21 protein-coding genes are annotated in these 25,340 nt (G+C 64.5%); 7 read left to right on the forward strand and 14 right to left on the reverse strand.

Translation table 11 applies throughout. The features are described 5' to 3' along the window. Positions 1-11 precede the first annotated feature (11 nt). Positions 12-1,265, reverse strand: coding sequence for an efflux RND transporter periplasmic adaptor subunit (locus HWW87_RS13840; protein WP_175820749.1), 1,254 nt, complete (start codon positions 1,263-1,265; stop codon positions 12-14). 224 nt (positions 1,266-1,489) lie between these two features. Further along, positions 1,490-2,371 carry a LysR family transcriptional regulator gene (locus HWW87_RS13845; RefSeq protein WP_175820750.1) on the reverse strand — a complete coding sequence of 294 codons (882 nt, stop codon included), beginning with the start codon at positions 2,369-2,371 and terminating at the stop codon, positions 1,490-1,492. A gap of 596 nt (positions 2,372-2,967) precedes the next feature. Here HWW87_RS13845 and HWW87_RS13850 point away from each other — a divergent pair. Further along, complete coding sequence (locus HWW87_RS13850) at positions 2,968-3,948, forward strand: AraC family transcriptional regulator (RefSeq protein WP_175820751.1); 981 nt, start codon at positions 2,968-2,970, stop codon at positions 3,946-3,948. Between the two features lie 60 nt (positions 3,949-4,008). Here the strand turns inward: HWW87_RS13850 and HWW87_RS13855 are convergent, their stop codons facing one another. From HWW87_RS13855 to HWW87_RS13865, 3 genes are all read right to left on the reverse strand, one after another. Further along, the gene (locus HWW87_RS13855) at positions 4,009-4,980 is read right to left on the reverse strand and encodes a sulfonate ABC transporter substrate-binding protein (protein WP_175820752.1); all 972 of its coding nucleotides are present in this window, start codon (positions 4,978-4,980) and stop codon (positions 4,009-4,011) included. Between the two features lie 274 nt (positions 4,981-5,254). Beyond that, complete coding sequence (locus HWW87_RS13860; RefSeq protein WP_174431163.1) at positions 5,255-6,205, reverse strand: LysR family transcriptional regulator; 951 nt, start codon at positions 6,203-6,205, stop codon at positions 5,255-5,257. A gap of 299 nt (positions 6,206-6,504) precedes the next feature. Further along, positions 6,505-7,803: an adenylosuccinate synthase gene (locus tag HWW87_RS13865; protein WP_175820753.1), complete on the reverse strand. Its 1,299-nt coding sequence runs from the start codon at positions 7,801-7,803 to the stop codon at positions 6,505-6,507. Between the two features lie 140 nt (positions 7,804-7,943). Here HWW87_RS13865 and gcvA point away from each other — a divergent pair, with 140 nt between their 5' ends. Next, positions 7,944-8,849 carry a transcriptional regulator GcvA gene (gene gcvA / locus HWW87_RS13870; RefSeq protein WP_175820754.1) on the forward strand — a complete coding sequence of 302 codons (906 nt, stop codon included), beginning with the start codon at positions 7,944-7,946 and terminating at the stop codon, positions 8,847-8,849. Positions 8,850-9,010: 161 nt separating this feature from the next. On the opposite strand, the gene HWW87_RS13875 is transcribed toward gcvA, so the two are convergent. After that, positions 9,011-9,325, reverse strand: coding sequence for a DUF4148 domain-containing protein (locus tag HWW87_RS13875; protein ID WP_174431204.1), 315 nt, complete (start codon positions 9,323-9,325; stop codon positions 9,011-9,013). A gap of 2,444 nt (positions 9,326-11,769) precedes the next feature. Between HWW87_RS13875 and HWW87_RS13880 the strand changes: the two genes are divergently transcribed. Next, on the forward strand, positions 11,770-13,086 hold the full coding sequence (locus tag HWW87_RS13880; RefSeq protein WP_069619691.1) for a replication initiation protein: 1,317 nt from the start codon (positions 11,770-11,772) through the stop codon (positions 13,084-13,086). 95 nt (positions 13,087-13,181) lie between these two features. Here HWW87_RS13880 and HWW87_RS13885 read toward each other — a convergent pair whose 3' ends face one another. The 4 genes from HWW87_RS13885 to HWW87_RS13900 form a co-directional block, all read right to left on the reverse strand. After that, complete coding sequence (locus tag HWW87_RS13885) at positions 13,182-14,213, reverse strand: ParB/RepB/Spo0J family partition protein (protein WP_175820755.1); 1,032 nt, start codon at positions 14,211-14,213, stop codon at positions 13,182-13,184. Continuing rightward, positions 14,206-14,901, reverse strand: coding sequence for a ParA family protein (locus HWW87_RS13890; protein WP_006489070.1), 696 nt, complete (start codon positions 14,899-14,901; stop codon positions 14,206-14,208). Before HWW87_RS13890 ends, HWW87_RS13885 begins: the two co-directional genes overlap by 8 nt. A gap of 1,618 nt (positions 14,902-16,519) precedes the next feature. Continuing rightward, a complete protein-coding gene (locus HWW87_RS13895) occupies positions 16,520-17,536 on the reverse strand; it encodes an AraC family transcriptional regulator (RefSeq protein WP_175820756.1) in 1,017 nt (338 codons plus the stop codon). Between the two features lie 128 nt (positions 17,537-17,664). Then, positions 17,665-18,789, reverse strand: coding sequence for an MBL fold metallo-hydrolase (locus HWW87_RS13900; protein ID WP_175820757.1), 1,125 nt, complete (start codon positions 18,787-18,789; stop codon positions 17,665-17,667). A gap of 83 nt (positions 18,790-18,872) precedes the next feature. On the opposite strand from HWW87_RS13900, the gene HWW87_RS13905 reads away from it, so the two are divergent. Together HWW87_RS13905 and HWW87_RS13910 are read left to right on the forward strand one after the other, a co-directional pair. Beyond that, a complete protein-coding gene (locus HWW87_RS13905) occupies positions 18,873-19,523 on the forward strand; it encodes a TetR/AcrR family transcriptional regulator (RefSeq protein WP_175820758.1) in 651 nt (216 codons plus the stop codon). A gap of 174 nt (positions 19,524-19,697) precedes the next feature. Next, a complete protein-coding gene (locus tag HWW87_RS13910) occupies positions 19,698-20,189 on the forward strand; it encodes an NAD(P)H-dependent oxidoreductase (protein ID WP_174386181.1) in 492 nt (163 codons plus the stop codon). A 104-nt stretch (positions 20,190-20,293) separates the two neighbouring features. On the opposite strand, the gene HWW87_RS13915 is transcribed toward HWW87_RS13910, so the two are convergent. Further along, positions 20,294-20,878, reverse strand: coding sequence for a DUF2889 domain-containing protein (locus HWW87_RS13915; protein ID WP_175820759.1), 585 nt, complete (start codon positions 20,876-20,878; stop codon positions 20,294-20,296). A gap of 639 nt (positions 20,879-21,517) precedes the next feature. On the opposite strand from HWW87_RS13915, the gene HWW87_RS13920 reads away from it, so the two are divergent. Beyond that, a complete protein-coding gene (locus tag HWW87_RS13920) occupies positions 21,518-22,243 on the forward strand; it encodes a ProQ/FinO family protein (RefSeq protein ID WP_175820760.1) in 726 nt (241 codons plus the stop codon). Positions 22,244-22,716: 473 nt separating this feature from the next. Next, a complete protein-coding gene (locus HWW87_RS13925) occupies positions 22,717-23,778 on the forward strand; it encodes a DMT family transporter (protein ID WP_175820761.1) in 1,062 nt (353 codons plus the stop codon). A gap of 204 nt (positions 23,779-23,982) precedes the next feature. On the opposite strand, the gene HWW87_RS37115 is transcribed toward HWW87_RS13925, so the two are convergent. The 3 genes from HWW87_RS37115 to HWW87_RS13940 all read right to left on the reverse strand — a co-directional run bounded on the left by HWW87_RS37115 (position 23,983) and on the right by HWW87_RS13940 (position 25,239). After that, entirely contained in the window at positions 23,983-24,141 is a 159-nt protein-coding gene (locus HWW87_RS37115; protein WP_244107216.1) for a hypothetical protein, read from the reverse strand. 8 nt (positions 24,142-24,149) lie between these two features. Continuing rightward, positions 24,150-24,737 (reverse strand): nitrogen fixation protein NifQ, encoded by a 588-nt coding sequence (locus HWW87_RS13935; RefSeq protein ID WP_175820762.1) that lies wholly within the window; start codon positions 24,735-24,737, stop codon positions 24,150-24,152. A gap of 76 nt (positions 24,738-24,813) precedes the next feature. Continuing rightward, positions 24,814-25,239, reverse strand: a complete 426-nt coding sequence (locus HWW87_RS13940) for a TOBE domain-containing protein (RefSeq protein ID WP_175820763.1) — start codon at positions 25,237-25,239, stop codon at positions 24,814-24,816. Positions 25,240-25,340: the final 101 nt, after the last annotated feature.

Genomic DNA, 25,340 nt, shown 5'->3' on the forward strand with positions numbered 1-25,340 from the left:
CGGACTCCCTGTTATTGCGCGCTCGACGCGGCGGCCGAACTCGCTGCGGCACTGGCCGCGGTAGTCGCCGGCGCGGCGCTTGCCGGCGCGGCGCCTGCCGTTGTGGCGGATGCGGCGTCCGGCGCCGGAGCGAGCTGCGCGGCGACGGTCTTCACGGTCGCGCCCGGGCGCACCTTGTCGACGCCCTGCACGATCACGTGATCGCCCGCTTGCAGACCGCCTTCGACGATCCAGTTCTGGCCGTACGTGCCGGTCGTCGTCAGCGGACGCATCTCGACCTTGTTGGCCGCGGTCACGACCAGTGCGATCGCCTGCCCCTTCTGGTCGTGCGTGACACCGATCTGCGGCACCAGGAACGCGTTCTCGTTCACGCCTTCCTCGATCCGTGCGCGCACGAACATGCCCGGCAGCAGCACGCGGCCCGGGTTCGGGAAGATCGCGCGGATCGTCACCGAGCCGGTGGTCTGGTCGACCGTCACGTCCGAGAACTGCAGCTTGCCCGCCTCCGAGTAGGTCTTGCCGTCTTCGAGGACCAGCGACACCTTCGCCGCACCCGGGCCGCTCGTTTTCAGGCGGCCGCTCTGCACGTCCTGACGCAGCTTCAACCCTTCGAGGCTCGACTGCGTGAGGTCGACGTACACCGGATCGAGCTGCTGCACCGTCGACATCAGCGTCGCCTGGCTCGCCTGCACGTACGCGCCCGGCGTCACCTGCGAGATGCCGACGCGACCCGAAACCGGCGACACGACATCCGTATAGCCGAGGTTGATCTGCGCTGTGTCGACCGCCGCCTTGCCGGCCGCGACGTCGGCCGCGGCCTGGCCTTGCGTGGCGACCGCGTTGTCGTAGTCCTGCTTGCTGACCGCATTCGCGGCGACCAGCACCTTGTAGCGTGCGACCAGCGCGTTCTGCGTGACGAGATTCGCCTGCGCCCGCGCGAGCGTCGCCTTCGCGCTGTTCAGGGCAGCAACGTACGGCGCCGGATCGATCTTGTAGAGGCGCTGGCCGGCCTTGACGTCGGTGCCTTCGGTGAATTCACGGCGCAACACGATGCCGTCGACCCGCGCACGCACTTGCGCAACGAGGAACGCGCTGGTGCGGCCCGGCAGCTCGGTCACCGCCGGCACGGCTTGCGGCTGCACGGTGACGACGCCGACTTCCGGCGTTTGCGGCGGCGGCGCCGATTCTTTTTTCCCGCACGCGGCCAGGAAAACGGCAGCCGTTGCGGCAGTGATTAAGCGGTATGGAACCCGTTCGACGCGCATGGAGCGACCTCTCACAATTAGACGACCTTCAATGGGAATCACCAGATCTCCTCATGGCCCTGACGCGCGGCGGACCTGCAGCTTCCTGTCCACCGCGGATGCGGACGCGTATTGCGGGTGTGCGTTGCACCCTGCGAAGCGTTCGTGTGCCGAACTGCTTCCGAAAAAGAACGGCGAGCCCGCGGCCCCGGCGGGCTCGCGTTGCCGTGGGGTCAGCCAGACCGCTAGCGCGCGGGACGAAACGCGGCGCCGGCGAATTCGATGAACGCGCGCGCGGCGGCCGGCAGACGCGCGGCACGCGCATGCGCGAGCTTCAGCGTGACGGGCGCGAGCGGGTGGACCGGTGCCACGCGCACCAGCGTGCCGGCCGCCAGATCGGCGTCGACGAGATACGCGGGCAGCACCGCCGCGCCCATGCCGGCCACGGCCAGCCGCCGCGCCATCTCGAGATGGCCGACGCCCGTATTGCCGGGCGTCGCGCCGGATCGAATCCCGGCCGCGTGGTCGTCGTCGGCCGCCGGCAGCTCCAGCCGCACGGCCGCGATGTCCGGCCAGTCGGCCGACGCAGCCGCGCCGCCGTGCGCGGCGACGTAACCCGGCGCCGCGACGCGGACGGATTCGTACGCGGCCAGCGTATGCAGCGCGTGGGCGCCGGACACCGGCATGCCATCCGTCAGGAACGCGACGTCGATGTCCTCGGCGGTCAGGTCGACGTGGCCATCGGTCAGCGTCACAGTCGGCCGCACGTCCGGAAACCGGTGCACGAAACGATCGAGCAGCGCGCTCAACTGGCTGAGCCCGAACGCGACCGGCGCGGCCACGCGCAATACGCCTTCCGGCTTGCTGCCCATCGCGACGAAACGACCGTCGATCTCGTCGATCGCACCGAGAATCCGCTCGACGCGCGCGAGATACAGCTCGCCGATTTCCGTCAGCGACTGGTGGCTCGTGCTGCGTTGAAGCAGGCGCGCACCGAGGCGCGTCTCGAGCGCATCGACCAGCCGGCTCGCCATCGCCGTCGACACGCGCAACCGCGTCGCCGCCCGGCGAAACCCGCCTTCCCTTGCCACCGTCACGAATGCCCGAATCGATTGAAGTTGGTCCATTTGTCCGGATTTCCCTGCGCGGACGACTGCCCGTATGCCTGCACCCGACACTGCGCCGCAGCCGGCCCGCATAGGCCCGGCCAATGCGGCGGCACCGACACCGGCTCAGCCGGGTCGGTCGGCACGCTCGCGACACGCACGCGCCGGCTTGCAACGGACGCAAACCGGCCTCGGCAAGCCCGATGCACGATCGTTCAATAGCAGTCCTGAGTCTTTTCCGGCGATTCGCGGCGGCGACACACGCGGCATGGCCGGCGGCGGCCGCGCATCACGCGGACGGTGTCGCCCGCATCATCCGGGCGCGCTGAATCGCATTTCCTTCAGCAGGTGCAATGGTAGGGAAACCGCCGGAAAATGGCTTGCCCGATCCTGCGATTGTTTTGCCTTAATTTCCGAATTTGTGCGCTGCACACCGTGCAACGACGGGCGACGCGGCCGCCAACCCTGCAGGTCCGGATGATCGGGCTAATTTCGGACAGATTTAGGCAATCCCGCGCACGCAACTGGCCGTACGATGTGACCGCCGTGCCTGCACCTCGACACCGAATCGCAGCCGCGCGCATGGCATCGCCCACTCTGCCAACCGCTCACGCAACATGGAAATCGACGCTCGAACGCCGCCGCAACCGCGCAACCCGCCGGATCACGATGCTCGGTCGCGCGCCCGGTCGCCCGCGGCCCGGCTCGCGGCGCTGATCGCCGCGTACGCGCCGCACGACGGCATGTTCGACCTGCCGCTGCGCGGCATGCGCGTCGCGCGCGCTTGCGCGCCGTCGCCGCAGTGGAACCACGGCGTGCACCACGCGTGCCTGAGCATCGTCGGGCAAGGCGCGAAGTCGATGCGGGTCGGCGGCGATACCTACCCGATCGACGAATCGCGGATGCTGGTCGCCACCGCCGACCTGCCCGTGACCGGCCGCGTGACGCGCGCGAACCCGGCCGAGCCGTTCCTTTACGCGCAACTCGAACTCGATCCACGCCGCATCGCGGCGCTCACGCCGGTCGTCTTTCCACGCGGATTGCCGAAAGCCGTCGACTACGGCGCGCTCGACACGCTCGACGCGACGCCCGAAATCATCGACGCCGTCGCGCGGCTGATGCAACTGATCGCACAACCCGACGACCTCGACCTGCTCGCACCGCTGATCGTCGACGAAATCCTCATCCGGCTGCTGCGCGGCCCGTCGGGCGCGCGCGTCGCGCAGATCGGCGACGCCGGTTCGACGACCCAGCGCATCTCGCGCGCCGTCGCATGGATTCGCGACCACTACCTCGATCCGATGGCGGTCGACGCGCTCGCCCGACACGTGGAGATGAGCCCGTCGACCTTCCACCATCACTTCCGTGCGGTCACGTCGATGAGTCCGTTGCAATGCCAGAAGGTGCTGCGGCTGCAGGAGGCGCGCCGCCTGATGTGCCTCGCGGCGATGGACGCGCGACAGGCGTGCCGAAGCGTCGGCTATGTGAGCGCGTCGCAGTTCAGCCGCGAATACGCACGGCTGTTCGGCGACGCGCCGGGCCGCGACGTCGCGAAACTGCGCGGCGAAGCGGTGCCGCTGTCGCGCGTCGCACCATGAACGGATATCGCGGCGGGTTCGCTGCTCACCGCGAACCCCATCGTCGGGCCGGCTATACCCTCACGCGAGCGAGGGCGGTGCAGCCAGGCTGACGTCGACGCGTTTCGGCAGGATGCCCGCCTGATAGAACACGTCCGCGATGCGCTGCTGGTACGCGAGCGTGTCGCGGGTGACGGGCTCGACGCCGAAGCGTGCACGGCGAAACGCGAGCGCCACGGCCGGCTCCGGAATCCCCCACAGCTTCGAGAATTCGGCCGCGCCCTGCGCGCGGTTCGCATCGAGCCAGCGCTGGACCGTCGCCAGTTCCGACACGACCGCGTCGAGCACGTCGGCATTGCGCTGCGCATACGTGCGCGATGCAAAGTAGTAGCTGCGGTTCTCGACGAGCCCCGTGCCGTCCGCGACGATGCGCGCGCCGAATGCCTGCTGGACCACCGCGAGAAACGGATCCCAGATGATCCACGCGTCGACCGAGCGGTTCTCGAATGCGGCCCGCGCATCGGACGGCGACAGCCAGACCGGCGTGACGTCGGTATAGCCGAGCTTCGCGGCCTGCAGCAGCCGGACCAGCAGGAAGTGCGTATTCGATCCCTTCACCAGCGCGATGCGCTTGCCGCGCAGGTCGGCAAAGGTCTTGACCGGCGAATCCTTCGCGACGATCACGGCTTCGGCTGCCGGGCCGGCCGGCGTCTGCGCGTAGTAGACGAGCGGCGCGCCGGCCGCGAGCGCGAAGATCGGCGGCGCTTCGCCGACATCGCCGAAATCGATCGATCCCGCGTTCAGCGCCTCGAGTTGCGGCGGGCCCGACGGGAATTCGGTCCATGTGACGTTCACGCCGAGTGTCGCGAGCTTGCCCTGCAACGTGCCGCGTGCCTTCAGCAGGCTGAGCGGTCCTTTCTGATAACCGATGCGCAACGTACGCGTGCCGGCCGCGCCGGCCAGCACAAGGCCCGGGTGGGCGGCGGCGCCTGCCGCAATCGCCAGGCCGGCATGAAGCAGCCGGCGGCGGGTTCTGGAGTATCGATCTGCCATGTCGTTTCGGGTTCGATGAAGGGAGCGCGAACGGAGCGCGCGCATGCGATGAAGCAGGTCGCACCGATTCTAAAAGGCGGCCGCCGCCCGCCGAACCAACGATGTTCGATATCGAAAGCAAGCGTTTGCATAAGGACATGCCGGTGGCACCGGCATCGTTGTCCGGACCGGTCCATGCACATGCATTCGTCGCCGGCCTTTAACGCAGGACTGCAAATTATTTATGTTGAGCCGGAAGACAGTGTGCGGCACTCACGTACCGACCTTGCGTGAATCAGGAATGACGGGACGCGCAGCAAGCGTTCAACGCAGCCTCGTCGGCGGCCAGCAGCTCGGGCACGCATTCCCGCAGGAAATCGACGAACGTGCGGATCTTCGCATCGAGATACTGACGCGACGCATACAACGTATAGACCGTCAGCTTCTGCAGCCGGTAATCGGGCAGCACGCGCACCAGCGCGCCGCTCGCGAGCGCGGGCAGCGCAGCCGATATCGGCAGTGAGCCGATCCCGAGCCCCGCGCGCAGCGCGGCGCCGAGCGCATCGGCGATATTCACCTGGAAATCCGGCACCGTCAGTTCGAACGTTTCGCGGCCGTTCGGGCCGTCGAGATGCCAGCGGTCGCGCGGAAAGAGCGACGTGACGAGTTGCAGGCAAGCATGCCCTTCAAGATCGCTCACCGTGCGCGGCGTGCCGCGCGCCTTCAAGTAGGCAGGCGACGCGCACAGCACGCTGCCCACGTCGCCGAGCCGCTGCGACACCAGCCCGGAATCGGGCAGCTCCGTCGTGCTCAACTGCAGCGACACGTCGTAGCCTTCGTCGATGATGTCGGGCACGTGCTGCGACAGCGTCAGCTCGACCGCGACCGACGGATAGCGTTCGCGGTAGCGTACGACCGCGGGCACCACGTAGGACTGGCCGAAGCTCGTCGTCGCGTGAACGTGCAGCCGTCCGGACGGCTTCGCCTGTGCATCGGCCGCCTCGGCTTCCGCTTCGTCGATAAAGCCGAGAATGCGCTGGCAGCGGTCGAGATAGCGCTGCCCGGCGTCGGTCAGCGCGATGCGGCGCGTGCTGCGGTTGAGCAGGCGCGTGCGCAGATGCGTTTCGAGTTGCGCGACCGAGCGCGACGCGTAGGCCGTCGTGATGTCCAGGCGCTGAGCCGCGCTCGTGAAGCTGCCCTCCTCCGCGACCCGGACGAAAATGCGCATCATCTGTAACGTGTCCATCGACCTGTCCCCGGGAGTGTCACGTCGCGCCGCCGTGCCGCCAGGGTGCCGGCGGCGCCGGCACACGCCGGTCTGGCGCGAATTGTGCGGAACAGTACAGCAGCGTTGCAGGCGTGTCCAGTTCGCCGTATGCGGCACGATCCGGATGCCGAATCGTGCTGACGAGCCGCTCGCCGCGCGGCATCCGGGCCGGGCATCCATGCGTATCGAAGGTGCCGACAGGCCAACCGCAGCGGTCGGCAAAAACTACCCGCCGACCATGATCCCGCTCTCGATTGACGCTCTTCGCGTCTCGCGCGTTACGCGGCGCCCGCCGCCTCGAACGGATTGCGCAACACGATCGTGTCGTTGCGCTCCGCGCCTGTCGTGATCATCGAAACCGGCGCGCCCGCCACGGCTTCGATGCGCGCGATGAAATCCTGCGCGGCCCGCGGCAGCGCCGCACGCTCGCGCACGCCCTTCACGGAGCCTTGCCAGCCTTCGAACCGTTCGTAGAGCGGCTTCGCGCGCGACTGCGCATCGAGGCTCGCGGGCAGATGGTCGACGCGCGCGCCGTCGAATTCATAACCGACGCACAGCGCGATCGACTCGAAGCCGTCGAGCACGTCGAGCTTGGTGAGCGCCAGCGAATCGATGCCCGAGATCCTGACGGCCTGGCGCAATTGCGCGGCATCGAGCCATCCGCAGCGTCGCGGCCGGCCGGTGTTGACGCCGAACTCCTGTCCGCGCGCACGCAGCGTTTCGCCGGTGGCGTCGGTCAGCTCGGTGAGGAACGGGCCGCCGCCGACCCGCGTCGCATACGCCTTCGTGACACCCAGCACGTGGCCGAGCTTCGCGGCACCCAGCCCGGTGCCGGCCGCCGCGGCCGATGCCACGGTGCCCGACGACGTCACGAACGGGTACGTGCCCCAGTCGATGTCCAGCATCACGGCCTGCGAACCCTCGAACAGAATCCGCTCGCCGCGATCGGTCGCGTCGTTGAGGTCGGCCCAGACGGGGCGCACGAACGGCAGGATCTTCGGTGCAAGCGCAACCAGCGTCGCCAGCATCGCGTCGCGATCGTACTCGTCGAGCCCCAGGCCGCGGAACCACGCGTTGTGATGGTCGACGAGCACGTCGAGTTTGGCCGCGAGCCCGCCCGGTTCCGCGAGATCGCCGACGCGCAGCCCGCGACGCCCGACCTTGTCCTCGTAGGCCGGCCCGATCCCGCGCAGCGTGGTGCCGATGGGTTCGCGGCGCAAACGCTCCTGCGCCTGGTCGATCGCACGGTGAATCGGCAGCACCAGCGTCGCGTTCTCCGCGATCGACAGGTTGTCCGGCGTCACCGACAGCCCGAGCTCGGCCATCCGCCCGATTTCCGCGAGCAGCGCTTCCGGGTCGAGCGCCACGCCGTTGCCGATCACGCCGCGCTTGCCGCGCACGATCCCGCTCGGCAGCAGCGCGAGCTTGTACGTGTGGCCGCCGACGACCAGCGTGTGGCCCGCGTTGTGGCCGCCGTTGTAGCGTGCGACGAGATCGGCCTGTGCCGCCAGCCAGTCCACGACGCGCCCCTTGCCTTCGTCACCCCATTGGGCGCCCACTACCACCACGTTCGGCATGCTCCGTACTCCATGTGAGAAATTCAGACACTCGTTCGGCCCGATCGGCCGTTTGTGTGCCATATTGGGGGAGCCGGATCACCCGATCAAACGATTAAACCTGAACCATCGTGTGAGTAAATTTCACGCGAAACGATGCAATGGCCCGACGACTCCCTCCGTTGAATTCGCTGCGCGCATTCGAAGCCGCCGCGCGGCTCGGCAGCTTCACGCTGGCTGCCGACGAGCTGTGCGTGACGCATGGCGCGATCAGCCGGCACGTGCAGCAACTGGAAGCGTGGCTCGGGCGGCCGCTGTTCGAACGCCATAACCGGCGCGTCGAACTGACTGCGGCCGGGCGCGCGTACCTCGCCGAGGTCGGCGCTTCGTTCGACCGGATCGCACTCGCCACCGCGCAGCACTTCGGTCACGCGCAGCAGCGCGTGCTGCGCGTCAGCGCACCGGCGACGTTCTCGCTGCGCTGGCTCGTCCCGAAGCTGTCATCGTTCCAGGTTGCGCATCCGGCCATCGAGGTGCGGCTGTCGACGTCGAACGAGCCGATCGAAAAGCTGCGCGACAAGGTCGACCTGATCGTTCGCGGCGGCCCGCAGGCCATCGATGGATACGTCGCGGAGGAATTCCTGTCCGAAGTCCGGCTGCCGGTGTGTGCGCCGAAGTTGCTGGAGGGCCGGTCGCTGGATACGCCTGCCGATCTCGCCAGCTTCACGCTGCTGCATGCGGCAACCTATCCGGGCATGTGGCCGGAGTGGCTCGCCGCGGCCGGGCACCCGAATCTCGTCCCGCGGCACTCGCTCACGCTCGAGCATTTCTACCTGACGCTGCAAGGCGCGCTCGACGGGCTCGGCGTCGCGATGGGGCCGATCGCGCTCGTCGCCGACGACATCGCCGAAGGCCGCCTCGTGCAGCCGTTCAGCGAACCGGCGCTGCCGCCGTGGCGCTACTTCACGTATGTGGCGTCGGCGCGGGCGGATGACGACGCCGTCCGCGCGTTCAAGGACTGGCTGAAGGCAACGGGAAGCGCGACTGCGTCGGGCGAGCGACGCTGACCGCCCCTGCATGCGTGTCGTACATCTTCACGATACACAGGATTCCGAATCAAATTGGATAAGCGTGCGGAACGTGCTTGCCTTCGTGCATCGCGCGATCGCGACGCATGCGGCAAGCCGCGGATCGAACCGTGGCTTGCCGCCGGACGACGCTGACCGACTTACTGGCTTGCTGCGGCGCCGGCCTTCTTCTCTGCGTTCTGCAGATTCTGCGGATAGTTCGGATCATTGGCCGCCGGCTTGTAACCGGCGTCTTCGAGTTTCTTCAGCTCGGCGGTGTTCTTCGCACGCGCAGCCTTGCGCTCGGCCTTGTGTTTGGCCCTGGCCGCCTTGCGCGCTTCGCTCTTCGCGGCCTTGGCGTCCTGTGCAGCCGGCGCGCTGGCGGCGTCGGTCTGCGCAAAGGCCGGAACGGCCGAGCCGAACAGGAAAGCGGCTGCAGTAGCAGCCAGCGTGAGTTTTCTGATCTGGATTCGCATCGCTGAACTCTCTTTTTTGATGACCATCACGGTTTGAAAAACCATCGAGATACCGCCCCTGCCCTGACCAGTCGTCATGTCGCGGTCAGGACTTGAGCATCATAACCGTGTCGCAAAAATTGTGGCGTCAACGTGACGACGGATTGGGGATACACGTATGGGAGACAACGTGGTTGGTGCGCTCGATGACGGGAATCGTTGGACGCGACACGACGCGCGACGCCGACGGCTGTTTCACGGGTGGTGATATCGATACGCTCGTGCGCGACGTGAGTATCGTCGTGCTTGCACGATCACCGCAGCAGCAGTCGATCCGTGCGTCACGTCATCGTTCGACGCGGCGCGAGCGACGGTTCCTCCCATAAACGACCACGATTCGCTTCGTCGGCGATCAAGACGATTACGTTGCGTCGTTGCGGCGTGCGGTGATTCGTCCGGCAACCGTTACCGCCTTGTGATGCAGAAGGCTACCTGTGGACGCAAGGCTCGTTGTCGGCTGGCAGGTCTGACGAAAAAGGCGGAGGCTGCGCGAGCGGTGAGGACGTCAGCCTGTTTGATTGCACGAATGCGCTGCAACCTGTCATGAACGAGCAGCGCTCGTCGGGTGGAGGTGCGCATGGCTGCGAAGGCCTGTCCGTCCATGCGACCGTGCTTGCCGACGCGTCAGGCGTCCCACAGGGATGCCGATCGTTTCTTGTTTGCTCCCATCGATGGTTCCTTATGTGGACGGCGCTGCGATCTGCACAGCTTGCTTATACCTGTGCTCCGCCTGATCGGTGAGCTTTTACGGGATTCCGGTTTTTTGGAAGGTGAGCATGTTCGGGAGCATCGTGGAATTCGGTTGCGGTGAGCTTCGGCACTGGCGGCATCTTCACGTTGGCTCGCAACGATCTCGATGAATCCCGTCAAGACCTGTCCTGGAGGCCCGGGACTCTGTGCGGCGGCATTGTGGCACCCGGTCGGTTTTCCGCCATGGTCTGAGTCTCTCGTTGCCTGTGACGGGCACAGCATGACTTCACAGACGGGGGCGCCAAAGGTAGAAAAACGGATGGGACGCGGGGATGAAAAACAGCCCGCTGCGGATTCCACCCCGCACAGTCCACAGGCTAAATTTGTCGAGCGGCGTCACAGGCGATCGACAAAAACTTGTCCAAGGACGAGGCAGCGCGAGTACAAAAAACCATTCGCAGGCAGTCCGGGATGATTTCGAACTGCTGTGGGGGAAAGCGACGGGATCCGTTCCGCTGGTCAATCACAGGTGCCGAGGGGGCCACTGGGCAGGTTTTTGGGTCCCATAAACGGGAACCTCTACGCCGAATCCGGGGATTTCCTCCCATAAGTTTCTACGTTTCGGTGTTTGTGAGTGGGCACTCACCTCTTCGGAATGCCTTGTCAGGCCTGAAGTGGTCCAGGAACAAGGCTTCAGACAGGGGCCAAGTCAGCCTGAATCGAGCGATCTGCGCATGTGGCATCCCACAGACGGCTCCCATTGGTAGCGGTTTATGGGGTTCGTCTTTCTGTGCAAGCACACGTGTGTTTACATCTTTGGTAAACCACGTTTACTTCTTTAACTACTTTTAGACGGCTCACAGCCTTGTCTGGCAAGGGTTTGAGCGGTGTTCGGTACCCATTTATGGGAGCACAGGTGGAAGGGTTTGGGGTTTCAGGTCTGTGGATTTGGGGTTTGGGGTACCGGGTTGTGGGGAATCAGGGTTGTGGATATGGGGCGAACGTATCCGGTTATGGGAAATCGACCGTGAATCGTGTTGGGTAGCCGTCTATGGGAACACATGAAGGTAGCCTTTTATGGGGCGCTTTTCTCGGTCGGTAGTCGGGTGTGTGCACAGCGATTTTTCTTGGGTAACCAGTTATGGGGAATCTCGAAGGTACCTATTTATGGGAGCCGGTCTCTATCGATTCGTTGCCCTTCGCTCGAGGGCCCTGTGAAGCTTTCCCATAGACAGGGCCAAGGCCGTGGACAGGTTACCTTTTATGGGGAAACCGAATGGTTGCCGTTTATGGGAGCGATTTCTACCGTCGGGACGGAAAGCAAGATTCTCGACGATACTGACAGGTACCCACCTATGGGAATCGCTGAAGGTAGCAAGTTATGGGAGAAAACTGCGCTCGTGTTGCAGGGCACCACGTGTCCTCCCGGCGATCTCGATTCCGCTCATTTTCCCCATGGATGGGTACCTTCGTGGTGGCAAATCCTGTGCCGGGTTTCCCTGTCCGTCCCGGAAAGGTAGCGGCTTTTGGGAGGGTTTTTGGCCAAAAGGTAGACGGATATGGGGCTCTGTACAAATCGCTCAACAAAAACTTTTACTTAAATATCGGATAGTTAGCGAAGATAGTGAAAGTGATGCTGTAGAAAGGACGTTGCTCCATGGCACGAAAAGGTATAAAGTCCGCTTTCAATAAGGCAACCTTACCCGGACACCACGATGCCGCGCAAGCCCGCAAGCAAAGGCTCAGACAAACAGGTTTCGCTGTTTCAGACACCCGAGCCTCCCGACTTGCTGCGCAAGGCGGTCCAGGCGATTCATATCGCGCCGAAGTCGGGAAAGATCGGCCTGCAGCAGCGCAAGATGTTCAGCTCGCTGATCAAGAACGCGCTTCGGCAAGAGGCGTTCGAACCGGGCCGGACGAGCTTCTCGATCTCGATCGCGTCGCTGTCGCACGAGAGCGGGTTGAACAGCAACAACACGAAGTACGTGAAGGACACGGTCAACTCGTTGATCAGTACCGTCGTCAACTGGGACTACCTGGCCGCGGACCGCTCGACGGTCTGGAAAGCGTCGGGCCTGCTCGCCGGCGCGGAGCTCGAGCAATCGGTGCTGAAGTACAGCTTCTCCGACCAGATTCGCAGCGAACTGCTCAATCCCGAAATCTACGCGCTGATCGATATGCGGATCGCTCGCGAGTTCCGGCGGTCGCACTCGCTCGCGCTGTGGGAAAACACGGTGCGCTACGAAGGGATCGGCATCACCGCGAAGATTCCGCTGCCGAAATTCCGTGACCTCATCCTCGGCCAGGACAAGGCATCGCAGTCGTACAAGGAATACAAGCTGTTCAAGAGCAAGGTCCTGGTGCCGTGCATCCAGGAGGTGAACGAAGTATCGGACCACACGCTCGAGCTGATCGAACACAAATCCGGCCGCAGCGTGGAAGCCGTGCAGTTCAAGGTGACGCGCAAGCAGAGCACCGATACGGTCGAAGACGGCGACGTCAAGAACGAAGCGCTGGTCGAGGAGGTCGCGAAGTTCGGCATTCCGCGTTCGGAAGCGCGCCGGCTGATCACGCAATACGGCGTGCAGCGCATCAAGGCGGCGATCGCCTATACGCTCAATCGGACTACGAAGAAGAATGCGGCGCCGGTCGACAACGTCGCCGCGTACTTCCGCAAGGCGCTGACGCACGGTTACACGCTGGCCGACGGGCAGGGAACCGAAGCGGCCGCGCCGGCGAAGGAATCCGCGCAGAGCAAGCAGGAACAGATTCGCGACAAGTATCTGGCGGCGAAGGTCGAGGAAGCCGGCGCGTATTTCCGCGAGCTGGAGATCGACGACCAGACCAAGCTGATCGAGCGTTACAACGAGACGGTGGCGGGTTCGAAGGACCTGACGCTGTCGCCGAAGAAGAAGGCGAGCAAGCTCGCGCAGACGAGCTTCTTCCGATGGCTGGCGCTCGATACCTGGGGCGAGCCGACTTCGGACGACCTGCTGGAATTCCTGCTCAAAAGCAGTCTCGCGGGCAACTGAACGAGGCCTCGCTGCCGTGCGCGCCGTGCGCCGGACCGTGGTGCGGTCCGGCTTCGCGGCGCAGCGCGCAGGCGAGGCCTTTTGCCGGTGGCGCGTTACTTTGACGTGGCCGTCGCCAGATCGGCGACGTACGCGTCGATGACGGTCTTGAGCTTGTCGGCAAGCGCTTCCTGGTGGGATGCGTCGACGCCCTTGAGCTGCAGATCCAGACGCCCGTCCGGATAAGTCTTCAACTGGCCGATCGCGCGCGATTCGAGCGCGAAGTCATGACGGACGCTGTAGCGCGTGCGTCCGGCCTTCTTGGCGCCGTCGCTCTGCGCACGCAGGAAATTCTCGAGATCGCGGACGGATTTTTTCCGGTCGATCACGGCCGTCAGCAGCCGGTCGGCCGTCGGCTCGCCCAGGCGTTCGAAGATCAGCTTCAGGAAGTACGCGGCCTGCAGGCCGACCACGTCGTTCGCACTGGCCATCCGCTCCAGCAGCGTGTTCGGCAACGCGTTCAGCGACAGCGTCTTGCTGATCGATGCCTTGTCCTTGCCGATTTTCTCCGCCAGCGTGTTCTGGTCGGCAAAGACCTTCTCGTCCAGGAGACGTTTCCACGCGACCGCATCGTCGAAGATCGTCTGGCGTTCGTGGTCGTGGTTCGCCCGATACGCGATCGTATAGAGCTGCTCGGGCGTGTGATCCGTGCGGAACGTCGCATTGATCGTTTCGTCGCCGTTGATGCTCGTCGCACGCAGCCGGCGTTGTCCGTCGATCACGACGAGCTTGCCGGGGAACTCGGGGAGCCGCGTGACCTTGATCGGCTCGATCTGCCCTTCCCGTTTCAACGTCAGTGCGAGCTCGTGCAGGCTCGATTCCGAGTAGAACACGCGCGGGTTGAACGGGTTCGGGATGCAGTCCTTGACCAGCACCTTCTGCGGGGCGCCAAGATCGGGTATCCCGGAGGGCGCGGCTGCGGCCGGGGCATTGACGGGCGTCGCTTCGACGACGGCAGCCGGTGCGGCCGCCGGCTCGGGCAGCCGCGTTTCGAGTGCCGCATTTTCCTGCGCGAGCCCGCGCAACAGGCCGGCTGCCAGATGCAGGTTGCCGGTCGGCTTCTTGTCTTTCGAGGTGTCCTTAGCCATGGGCGGCTCCGGTAGCGCGCGTCGACGCGATGTATTGGGCCATTTCCGTGACCAGCCTTTCGATTTCCGCGCGGGCTTCCTTCAGGCCCTTCAGGTATCGATTGTGGTGATGGATCGTGGTGCCGAGCGCGAACGTCTGACGATAGACCTCGCGCTGCGCGATCTGGCTGTCGAGCAGATGCTCCCCTATTTCTTCAGCCCTTAGAATTTTTAAAATTTCTTCACGCATTTTAGTTTTTCCATTAACACTATTCAGCATCAATGCGGAAGAAAGTTGAGGATTTCGAACGGCGCGCATCGACTCGATCATGCGGATCATCGCGACGGTGCTGTACAGATCGGCCGGCGACGGCGAAAGCGGCACCAGGCAGAAGTCCGCCACTTCGAGGACGGATGCGATACGCGGATCTTCGAGGTTGCCGGGACAGTCGACGACGATCACGTCGAAATTCGCGTCCTGCTTCTTGATCTCGCCGCCGATGCCGCGGCCGGCGGGAGCCAGCGACAGGACCGTCATCGGGAGTGTGTTCTCGCCACTCGTGACCCAACGAACGGAAGTGCCTTGAGGGTCGGCATCGATCAGGGCGACCTTGTTGCCGCCGGCTTCGAATGCAGCCGCGATGTTGACGGAGATGGTTGTCTTTCCAGTCCCACCTTTTTGATTACTGACGGCGATCTTGAAAGCCATTGAATTCCTCCAAGGAGTTTTGCGTAATATATTCAGATATCCGCAGAATGTCCAGAAAAGCGTTCCATACCCTGGATGTTTTATTGATCGCTGTGGTTGTTACGTGACAAATAGGCCGAATGGCCAGGGCGCTGTTCGCGAATAGCGACTCGATAAAAACCATCGATTACGACTACAAAAAACGAACAACAAATTTGAGAAAATCCGACCGTCGGCGATATCAGTCACGAAACCTTTGCGTAGAGACTTGACGTCTCATCGCGCGTTGGTCTCATTCGAAACTCGATACGAATCCGTGTCGTTGATGTTGTCGGTCGTGGGGAAACAGGCAGTTGTCACGTGACAAGTCGCCGGACATCGATTCTCATCGATTCCTCTAGGCGGACGTCGTGGGGAAGTCTTCGATTCGATCGCGGCTTGGCTGCGGAGAAGTTACTTCACTTGATTACCGATACGCGGCCCGTGACGACGTACGCTTATCTGGCAACGAGATGAGTTGTCACGTGACAAACGGCTCCCGACGCGCACCCAGTAGCGACTTTGTGATCATTAAGGAATAGTCGCGGTTGGCCGATGCTCACTGCGGAGGAGGCATATTGCTCGGGAAGAAAGATGTCGCCGATAGCTTTTGGTCCACCCGGCTCGGCAGTGAATCGGTGAGTTGTCACGTGACAACAGAGGTCGATGTCTGGAAATTCGGGCGGAGGAAGCTATATAAAGTGAAGCGTCCCAGGCGACGTTGCAATGGAGCGTTTGGAGTAGCGAGGTCCGGACATGATTGGCGGGTTGCTTGATTCCCCTATCGCCGTGCGTGCGCTCAAGTACAGACGCACCGCCGCTGACCGATTGCTGAGGTATATCTCCGGGGAGATGTCGCAAGGCCATTGGTATGACCCTATTTAATAGGGGGAATTTGGTGTTGCCTCTCGTGTTGGCCAATAGGGCAGGGCTCGTTTCGTGGCAAGTATCGAGTAACCTTCGCTGGAGGGTTTCACCATGCATGAGATTGCCGCGCATACGGGTCCCAATTGGCGCCGAACCCATGTCTCCGAGGCATGTGACAACCCAAAACGGTCGGGTCGTGAAACATTCTCTGGAAATCTACACTTGCTGGAAATCCTTGTGTGGCAATGGCTTGCGCCATATTTTTCATGCTGTTTCACGCAAAATGAGCGCTGCGATGCTCGGAAATGGGGGCGTATGCTTTTTCAGCGCACCGGCGTTGAAGGTTGGTGCAGTCGCGGCCGGATTTGTTTTCTTTGATACGTTATTTGTGGTTTTTGATACGTTTTGCAATGGACGTCGCCGAAGAGCGTCGATGTCCGGAGGATCTGTGCACCACTGAGTCGCGTCGAGCCGCCAATTCGGCACAAGGTGCGCCGGTATTTGGCGCCAGTTGTCACGTGACAACGCGCGTGTCGGGCTCCCGATTCATGGAATCGCGGAGCATCGCGAGAAGAAGCTGACGTTGGAGGGGGCGCGGAAGAATCCGGAGCGCGGCCGGTACAACGTGACCTTCGGAAGAGGAGCGCGTTCACTCGACCCGCGTGCGAGAAGCCACCCCCCGCACTTTGCGGATCCCGCCAAAGCGGCACATCTCCACCGTCACCCATCACGATCAATAACTTGCCACGATCGCCAGAGCGAGGTCCGTGCCACCACGCAGGCTATCGATATCCCTTCGCGGAGAATTACCGAATAGCCGACTATATTCCCGGTTGAACTGGGTCGGGCTCGCATACCCGACCCTGAAGGCCGCCGACGCAGCATCGAGCCGCTCCGCCAGCATCAGTCGACGTGCCTCGTTGAGCCGTATCCGTTTCTGATACTGCAACGGACTCATGCCGGTGAGTTGACGGAAGTGGTGATGGAAGGTCGAACTGCTCATCTGAACCTGCGCCGCGAGATCATCGACGCGCAACGACTCGTCATAGTGAGCGCGTAACCACCGGATCGCGCGTGACACTCGGTTGCACTGAGTGCCGGTGGACGCAATCTGGCGCAGCCGGGCGCCCTGGTCGCTCGTCAGCAGCCGATAGTAGATTTCCCGCTCGATGTACGGCGCGAGAACGGCAATGGCGTTCGGGTCGTCCAGCAGCGCGAGCAACCGGTTCAGCGCGTCGTACAGCGGTTCGGTCATGTCGCCGACGACGAGTCCGCGGCCTGCTGGCGCATCGTCGTGATCCGGCGCGACCTGCATCATCAGTTCGGCCATGACGCGGAAATCGAGCTTGAGGCCCAGCCCGAGAAAAGGTTTGTCGGAGCTGGCCTCGATGATCTGCGTCGAACCGGGCAGATCGAGAGACGTGATCAGAAAGCGGTCGGTGTCGTAGATGTAGGCATCCCCGCTCTGCATGACCCGCTTCGCACCCTGAACGACGAGGCCGAAGCTGGGCTCGACCATGCATTCCATCGGCAGCGTCGGTGCTTCCCTTCGATGAAAGCTCAGGTTGGGAATGGCCGTGTCGAGGTGATCGACACCGTCGGTCCATCTCGCGACGCGCTCTGCGAGCGTCTGTCGCAGCTCGTTCTCGCGGCTGCGGCGGGTCGAACGGTGGCCTGCCTGGTCGAATGCCGCGATGGCGACGTCATCGTCTCGTTCGCCGGGTATGTATCGGACGGGTACCGGATGCATGACTTCTCTACTCAGGTAATTGGGTCGACAGACAGGCCGTCGACGTGCAGGGGAGGCCGGCAACGCGTGCACCACCCGGAATCGCGGCACCGCCCTCTTCCCGGAAGGCAGGTGCAGCGACTGGCGGACTACTTCGTCGCCTGCGATGCGCAAAGCTGCCAGCGTCGCGATTTCGCCGCCGGCGCTGCCGCGCGCTCGTCGACCGTGCGCCACCAGCGTTCGCCGCGATGCGGTGCGTCGAGATCGAGGCGTTCGCCCATCCTCGGTGTCGACAGCTCGATGCCACGCACGAGCGCCAACGCCGTCACACGCTCGAACGGCTCCTGCCAGCGATGCATTGCGAGGTCGAACGTGCCGTTGTGGATCGGGATCAGCCAGCGTCCGCGCAAATCGATGTGCGCCTGCACGGTTTCTTCCGGCTGCATGTGCACGTACGGCCATTGAGCATCATAGGCGCCTGTTTCGATCAGCGTGACATCGAACGGCCCGAGGCGCTCGCCGATCTCCCGGAAGCCGTCGAAATAACCCGTATCGCCGCTGAAGAACAGGCGCAGGTCGTCGTCGACGATTACCCACGACGCCCACAGCGTACTGTTGCCGTCGAACAGGCTACGCCCGGAGAAGTGCTGGGCGGGCGTAGCCGTCAGCGTCAGCCCGGCCACGTCCATGCTTTGCCACCAGTCGAGCTGGCGGACCTTGTTCGCGTCGATACCCCATTCGATCAGCCGATCGCCGACGCCCAGCGTCGTCACGAATACGCCGGTGGTTGCGGCCAGCGCGAGCACCGTGTCGCGGTCGAGGTGATCGTAATGATCGTGCGACAGGATCACGCCACGCAGCGGCGGAAGATCTTCCAGCGCGATCGGCGGCGCATGAAAGCGCTTGGGGCCGATGCGCCGAAACGGCGACGCGCGCTCGGCAAACACTGGATCGGTCAGCCAGAATTCGCCGCGCAGCTTCAGCAACAGCGTCGAATGGCCGAGCCGGTACAGGCTGCGATCGGGCGCCGCGTCGAGTTCCGCGCGGGTCAGCGAGTCGACGGGCAAGGCGCCGGCCGGCACGGTATGACGCGGCTTGTTGACCAGCATGTTCCAGGCGATTCCCAGCGTCTTGCCCAATCCTTCGGCGGGCCGCGGGGCGACGTTGGCAAAGCGCTCGCCATTGTGCTGCGGCGAACTGCCGGACAGCGTCCGGCCACGTCGGGCGGCCGCGAAGCCCAGCATGCGGTGAATCAAAACGAGAGGCGATGCCATTGTCGGTTCGTCCGGAGAATAAAGTACACTAAACAGTGTAGTTTATTTTTGGGGTAAGTAAACTGCCGGTGTAAAATTTCCGTATGGATACCAGCACTCCCCCTCAGCGTCTGACCGACCGAAAGCGCGCGGCCATCATCGATGCGGCGATCGAGGAATTTCTCGCGGCAGGCTACGATGCGACGAGCATGGATCGTATCGCTGCGCGCGCGGACGTGTCGAAGCGCACCGTCTATAACCACTTCCCCGGTAAGGAGACGCTGTTCGCCGCGATCCTGAACAAGCTGTGGGACGCGACCCGGACCGGCAACTCGCCGACCTATCGCGCCGACGTGCCGCTGCGCGAGCAACTGCTCGCGCTACTCGACCGCAAATTGCGGTTGATGAGCGACGAGGCGTTTCTCGCGCTGGCGCGCGTCGCGATCGGCGCGGCCATCCATTCGCCGGAACGGGCGCGCGACATGGTCGAACGCCTCGGCGAGCGCGAGGAAGACCTCACGATCTGGGTGCGTGCGGCGGCGGCCGCCGGCCGCCTGTCGGTCGCCGATCCGGTGTTCGCCGCGCATCAGTTGCATGGCGCCGTGAAGGCATTCGCGTTCTGGCCGCAGATCACGATGGGCCAGCCGCCACTGACGGCGCAGGAGCAGCAGAAAGTTGCGGAATCGGCTACCGACATGTTCCTCGCGTACTACGCGCGACCGGACGGCGCCGCATCGCATCGCACGCAGGACTGACCGCGCATCCGGAAGCATCCGGATGCACGGGCCAATCGAAATCGTTGCGATGCGCGAAACCGGCCGATCCGGGGAAAACGAGCGGAAAATGGCGCTCACCGGTGCCGAGCGGCCATCCGGCCCAAACCCGACGATATCGTCGGCGCACCCGAAGCCGACTGCGAGCAACTACTCATGAAGACGCTGTTGATCGTCTATCACACGATGACCGGAGGCACGCAGCAGATGGCCGAAGCGGCTGCCGGCGCGGCTCGCGAGCAGCCCGGCGTCGACGTCAGGCTGCAGCGCGCGGACGCGACGAGCGCAGACGACGTGCTGGCCGCGGACGCGTACCTGTTCGCGACGCCGGAGAATCTTGCGGCGATGTCGGGGCTGATGAAGGATTTCTTCGATCGCTGCTACTACGCGGCGCTCGATCGCGTGAACGGCCGTCCGTATGCGGCGATGATCTGCGCGGGAAGCGACGGACAGAACGCATTGCGCCAGATCGACCGGATCGCGACCGGATGGCGGCTGAAGAACGTCGCGCCCGGCCTGATCGTCTGCACGCATGCGCAGACGCCGGAACGTATTCTCGCGATGAAGACGATCGACCGGGACGCGCTCGCGCGCTGCGCCGAACTGGGTGCGGGGCTTGCCGCGGGGCTGGCACTGGGCGTTTTCTGATGACGGATGCGGCGGCGCCGACCTGCCGAATCGACACAGGCAGGATATCCGGCTGTTCGCTCAACGCCATTCCACACACGCCGAACCGGCCGAATGCCGACGCGCTAGCTGCCCTTTACCGTCGCCGAAGGCTGGTGATATTCGGGCCAAAGACGTTTCACGAGATCGCGCGATGCGCCGTATGCGTAGCAACTGTCGATCTTGAGCGGCTTGCCTTCGCTGTCGCGGTAATCGAGCGACGATCGCCGCATGCCGACCATCGTCTGATAGGCCGTCGTGGCGATCGGGCCGAGCAATTCCTTCAGGTGCGTGCACGTATCGCAGGACGGCAGGCGCTTACGAACCTCGCTGTTCCAGCCGGCGCCGATGTTCAATCCGACGAGCGCCTGTAGCGAGTCGCCGCCGCCCGGACACTGCGCATACGGATGCGAACGGATGAACGTGGATACGGCGCGGACGACCATGTCGATGTCGAAGACCAGTGTCACGCCGAGATCGTGGAGCGGCGTCAGCGCCGCGACCGTCCGCGTGCCGCCGGGTGGTGTGAAATCGTTGGTCTTGCGGTCCGCGAGGCAGGCCGTCACTTCGAACAGGCCATCGCTGCGCCGATAGCCGCGCATGTCGATCTGCCGATGGTGAATCTCCTCGCGCGTGATGCCGTCGTGCGGGGTGTCGTCTTGGGAAACCATGCATCCGCTCCATCGCTTGTAACCGGGTCTTTTCGCAGGCAGCGGGATCGCGCCCGGCCGATCGAGCGCACGGTGAAAAGTAGGCGGGACATGCTGCCAACGAAGTCGATTCGGCCATACTACGCACTTTCCGATATCTTCGTCCTCGACGCGATCGATGCGGACGCAACGAGTCGGGCACCGATGACGGCGCAAACGAAGGTCGGGCGGGCGTGTCGTGCGATGTCGGGGCCACGCAACGCGTCGCGGATGCGGCACGACGCTGTTCGATGGCCATCGCGCGGGAGATCGCGTATCGCGTGCCTGCACAGCACGATTTCCGGCAGTGGCCGCGAATGGCGTGACATCCGCAAACGTATCCATATAATGCGCAACACGACCGCGCGGCCGCATTTTCGGCGTCGCGGATCGGGCAAATGCAGACCGGCGAGTCAACCGGCCGTCCCGCGTACCGGTATACTTCCACTCCTGTCTTGTCCGGCATCGAGGCCGGGTGCCTGAAAATAGAGTGGCGTGCGCGATGCGGCCCCGTAGTGGTCCGCACCGGCGGCAGGCCGGCCGCACGCATGGCGGCGACGCTTTTGTGCCGCGCGGCACGGCCGCACGAACCACACCTTATATTCCTGGTGGATTGAATTTATGGGTTTTGAACAACTTGCCGAATTGCGGGCGCAGCTCGCAGCGAAGGCCAAGCAGGAGCGCAACGCGAAGCGGCCGGCGGCGCCGACGGACGCGGGCGCGAAGCCGAAGTCCGGCGACCAGCCGTCCCGCGGCGCCAAGCCGGGTGCCGGCGCCAAGGCGCAGCATCGGGCGAAGCCTGCTTCGGCGAAGCCGTCGGCGCCGGTCGATCCGGTCATCGTCGCAATCGGCAAACTGCAGCGGAAGTTTCCGCGCGCATTCCCGAAGAATCCGGCCCCCAAAGTGCCGCTCAAGGTCGGCATCTGGGACGATCTCGCACGCGAAGCGCAGGCCGTCGGCCTCAACGAAGCCGAACTGCGCGAGGCGATGTCGACGTGGTGCCGCGGCAACCGCTACTGGTCCTGCCTCGTCGAAGACGCGGTGCGCGTCGACCTGCAGGGCAACGAAGCCGGGCGCGTGACGCACGACGACGCGGCGCGTGCACGCCGCCTGAAGGCTCGCCGCCCTGGCAAGGGTGCGGCACAATCGGCCAAGGGTGCGCCGCAGCAACCGAAGGCCGAGCAGCAGGCCGAGCAGCAGGCCGAGCAGCAGGCCGAGCAGCAGGCCGAGCAGCAGGCCGAGCAGCAGGCCGAGGCCGCGTCGCAACCGGCGCAAGCTGAGGCGGAAGCGAAGGTCCAGACCGACGCCGCGCCGCAGGTCGAACAGCAAGCGGCCGGCAACGAGTAATCCGCACCGCGCGTGCGCGTACCCGCATGCAGTCGCATGCGGCGCATGACACGACAGACCGACTTGCCTCGACAGAGGCAGGTCGGGACTGCCTCCACCGGCGCTGAACCTGCCGGCACATATCCTCCCCGTCGAACAGACAACGCGACCGGACGACTCACATTCGTCGATCGGCCTCGGCACGCATGATATTGCGACTGTTCCGCTTGTGTTCTAATACTTCGTATCCCTGAATAATAAGTCGGGCCGACCGAATAATTCGCGTGACGAAATGATGAGACGGAACGCATCGATCGACGCGCGAGTGATCCCGCCTGCCTGTCGCGACAAAATGGCGCGCGATAATCATGACTGGATCGTCAGGCTGCGGGCAAGCCGAGTGCCGCGATACAACCGGCCTTACGAAAAGTAAGGCCAGCCGGTCTCGACCCAAAGCCGCGCCGAGCTTCATCAACGTCAATTCAACCCGGACCATGAACCCGAGACATTCCGCGATTTTCGTCGCGCTCGCCGCCGCCGCGCTGTTCGGCGCCGCGACACCGCTCGCCAAGGCGCTGATCGGCGCGATGTCGCCGTTCATGGTCGCCGGCCTTTTCTATCTCGGCAGCGGTGTCGGGCTCGGCATCGGGATCCTGCTGCGCGGCTGGCACAGCCGACGCGCACCGGCCGCGAATGCCGCGCCGTTGCAGCGTGCCGATCTGCCGTGGCTGGCCGGTGCGATCGCGGCGGGCGGCGTGGCCGGCCCGGCATTGTTGATGCTCGGGCTGTCGAGCACGCCGGCGGCGACGAGCGCGTTGCTGCTCAACCTCGAAGGTGTGCTGACGGCGGTGATCGCGTGGGTCGTGTTTCGCGAGAACGTGGATACGCAGATATTCCTCGGCATGGTGGCGATCGTCGCCGGCGGCACGCTGTTGTCGTGGACGCCGGGCCGCGCCGGCGTGCCGGTCGGCGCGCTGCTGATCGTCGGCGCATGCCTGTGCTGGGCGATCGACAACAACCTGACCCGCAAGGTGGCCGCGAACGACGCGATGGTGATCGCGTGCCTGAAAGGGCTGATCGCGGGGCCGGTGAACATCGGCATCGCGCTGGCGACCGGCGCGACGCTGCCTGCGATACCGGTCACGGCCGCGGCGATGCTGACGGGGCTCGGCGGCTACGGGATCAGCCTCGTGTTGTTCGTGGTCGCGCTGCGCCATCTCGGCAGCGCGCGCACCGGCGCGTACTTTTCGATCGCCCCGCTGTTCGGGGTCGTGTTGTCGCTGCTGATCTGGCCTGCGCTGCCGCCCGCGACGTTCTGGATCGCGGCCGCGCTGATGGCGCTCGGCATCTGGCTGCACGTGCGCGAACGGCATGAACACACGCATGCGCACGAGCGGCTCGAGCATACGCATCGGCATCGGCACGACGACCATCACCAGCACGCGCACGACTTTCCGTATGACGGCGATGAACCTCACACGCATCCGCACGTGCATCTGCCGATCACGCATAGTCACGCGCATTTTCCGGACATTCATCACCGGCATCGACACTGACTGTGTCGTGAGCGATGGGCGCTGCGCATTGCAAGGTGACCGTTTATGGGAAGCGCGGAAAGCCGGTCATCGGTCCGGCAATGCCGGTTGCCGGCAGGTTGCCGAAGCACGCGCCGACATTCGCGTGCCGGAAGCCGCGCGTGGCCAGATCGGGTTGGAGGATCGGAGCGCGCGCTGGCGACCGGTCCGCGGTTTGACGAGCATTCAGTCGTTGCCGTGTGAGATGTCGGCGATCCGCGTTTTTCCGTGGAAGCGGAATGTGGCGTCGAAGTCGCGTAACGGCAGGTTCGCGCTCGCCATGCCGGTCAGCGCCGCTTTTCCGTCTGACGAGGCGACGAAACAGGCGGCATCACGCGTCGCCATGGCAACGATCACGCTCGAGGAAAACAGAAACCGAAATCCTCGCAGCCCGGGCAGCCGGGTGCGGGCCCCGGCGGCACGCCGAGCGATGCGGCCACTTCCTGCACGAGGAATTTCTTCCAGCGCAGATGAGCGACGTTGCGCGCGGCGAGCGCGGGGAAAAAGCGCTCGAGCATCGCGGATACCGCGTCGCGCCCGTCGAGCCCGAGGTCGCGCCACAGATGATCGGGGCGCAGGCACGCATGCGCGATGATCGAGGCGAGGCAGTCGGCATCGTCGCGGGTGACGGCCGGATTCGCGTCATCCATCAGCCGCGCGTGCAGCGTCGCGACGAATGCCGAGTGGGCGGCCGGTAACGGTGGCGGCGCGACCGTCGGCATGAGTACAGCGGTATCGACCGATCGCAGATGCGGAAACTGCCGGGCCAGCAGGCCGGCGAACTGGCCGGGAGACAAGCCCAGCAGCGAGCGTTCGTTGCGACCCGCGCGTGCCGCAACGAGTGCGCCGAACAGCTGTGCATCGGGCACGTCGGCGTTGGCCGCCGCGGATTGCAGCGACTGCAACACCTGTTCACGCGTGCGATCGGCCGGAGCGATCATCGTGTGCGTCCCGACGAAGACCGGGCCGCACGTATGCGTGGCGCACCTCGCCATCGCCATCGCCATCGTCACGCGATCACTCGACGCCGATGATCACGCTCGATGCCTTGAAGATCGCGGATGCGGCGGTGCCGCTCGCGAGGCCGAGACGATCGACGCTGTCATTGGTGACGATCGCGACGATCTCCGCGCCGCCCGAGGCCTTGATCACGACCTCCGAATTGACCGCGCCTTTCGCGACCGACGCGACGGTGCCCGCGACGCAGTTGCGGGCCGATACCTTGCTGCTGTCGACGTCGACCATCACGATGACCGACGATGCCTTGACGAGCGCGAACGCCTTCGTGCCGGCCGCGAGACCCAGCGCCGCCGCGCTGCCGTGGGTGATCACGGCGACGATCTCGAGGCCGTCCTGCGTGCGCAGCGTGATTTCGTCGTTGACGGCACCGGGTTTGACGGCACCGATCTGGCCGGCGAATTGGTTGCGGGCGCTGGTTCGCATGATGACTCTCCGGGTGGATGCCGCGGCCGGACCGGCCGCGGCAGCAGATGAATGGAAATGCATCGGCCAGTGTACCGTCAACGCGGGTGCGCGTCGCGCTG

The sequence above is a fragment of the Burkholderia sp. BCC0419 genome (assembly GCF_902830285.1).
Classification (GTDB): Bacteria; Pseudomonadota; Gammaproteobacteria; order Burkholderiales; family Burkholderiaceae; genus Burkholderia.